The following is a 1,869-nucleotide window of genomic DNA, read 5'->3' as shown; positions in this document are numbered from 1 at the left end:
ACTATTTACTCTAAACTGCAATACGGAGGCGCGACCCTGCTACTGATATCTCAGGTGAAAATGCTAATGACGGTACTTTAAAACTAAATAATCCTGCACCTATTAATATAACCGGTACACCTGGCAATAATAATACTATAGGTACGATAGAAGTTGCAAATAATGATGCTACCGTTACGGGCGGGCTAAAAGCACAAAATATCAATTTCTCAAATGCAGCTCAGGCAGCTACCTTAACTTTAGGTGCAGCAGCACAAGTTACTAATATTACTACGGCAGGAAATAATATCCACACTTTAGCGGTAACGGATTTTGATACCGGTAACGGCAATGTAGGAACCGCAAATAACAGATTAAAAGCAATAGAGTTAACAGGTAACGGCACAGTTATGGTTAACTCTAAGAATTTCTATTCAGGAATTACCACCGCAAATAATGAACAAGGTAACGTAAAGCTAAATATAGATGGCGAGATTGCTTATGATTTAGGTAGTAAGCTAGGCAGTTTAGCAAGCGTACAAGTTAGTGGAAATAGTACGGTTAAAGGTGATGTATATTCTAAAGATATTAATATAGACGCAGGTAAAACTATAGATTTTGATAGAGGTAATAATAACGCAAATCCAAAAAATTTAGCTATACTTGGGGCTATAGTAGATTTAGACGTGTTACCTCGTTCACTCTCTCTATTTAATTATTTAACCGATATTAAAGCAGATAATTTAAATTTTGCAGATGCTACGACCACGGCAAATTTCAAAGATGCAGTTTTAATAGATGCACCGATTAATAACGGCGGTACTTTAAAGTTCAATGAAAATGTTTGGTTAAAACAAGAAATTACAAATGCAAAAAGCATAGAAATTGCCTCTAATAAATTCATGTTACTTGAGAAAAATATTAAATCTGGCACTTTAATTGCCGATGAGGCAAATTTAGTATTGTTAAATAATTTAGAAATGAACACTAATTTAAATGTTAGAGACGTTGTATTAGATGTCGCTACTTATGAACTAAAATATACAGGAAATGTTACACATAACGGGCTGCTTACTATTATTACTCATTTTGATACGGCATTACAAAAAGGTGGTCATATATTAGTCGGTAACGGTGCTAATGTTGATATGTCCGGTTTAGATAATTTAATAGTTAAAATTAAATCCCGATCCGATATTACTAAAATCACTTCAAATACTAAACACCAAGTAGTAGCACTTGAAGTGGGCGCAACATTTACTCCTGCACCTCAAGCTAAAGTCACTATTGATGCAAGCGGTGAACAAAACAGATTTGTAAAATGGGTCAGTGATGCAAATGGTCTTGTATTACTTGCAAATACCGATAACGGAGGCGGAGACGGTGGCAGCGGAGGTGATAATGGCGGTGGTGACGGAGGCAATGGCGGCGGTAATGGAGGAGGTGGCTCCGGTGGAGGCGGCAATTCCGGCGGAGGCGGTGCCGTCCCTATTTTTGATCCATCTCCTATCCTAGATGATACTAAAAACAACCAAGTAGCTTCCGGTATAGCAAATCAGCTCATTAATAATGTTAAAGGTTTTGGTAATAATACTGATGCAGGTAAATTATTAAATGATTTAGGTTTGATGTCGCCGAGTAGAGTTTCTGAGGCTTTAGATAGACTTGGTCACAGGACAAATACTAATGGAATTAACGAAGGAGTGGGAGAGTTTAACGGTATAGAGATTGAGGATTTATTAACCGATATAGCAATAAATATAGATAACCTTACTTCTGAAAGAATTGGCAATAGGTTAGAAGAATTAGGTGATGAAAATACTTTAAGCGGTCTAAATGAGCCGAATTCTAATCAGAATCGAAGTGTAGAAGTCAAGATTTAATCTTACA

1 pseudogene is annotated in these 1,869 nt (G+C 36.5%); it reads left to right on the top strand.

Annotated features, from left to right (window positions below):
• Positions 1 to 38 precede the first annotated feature (38 nt).
• Positions 39 to 1,856: pseudogene (locus KYQ89_RS00310) on the top strand (autotransporter outer membrane beta-barrel domain-containing protein); the annotation flags it as partial.
• Positions 1,857 to 1,869: the final 13 nt, after the last annotated feature.

Source organism: Rickettsia sp. TH2014, from assembly GCF_019249195.1.
Taxonomy (GTDB): Bacteria; Pseudomonadota; Alphaproteobacteria; order Rickettsiales; family Rickettsiaceae; genus Rickettsia; species Rickettsia felis.
This window is presented reverse-complemented; position numbering and strand designations above follow the sequence as displayed.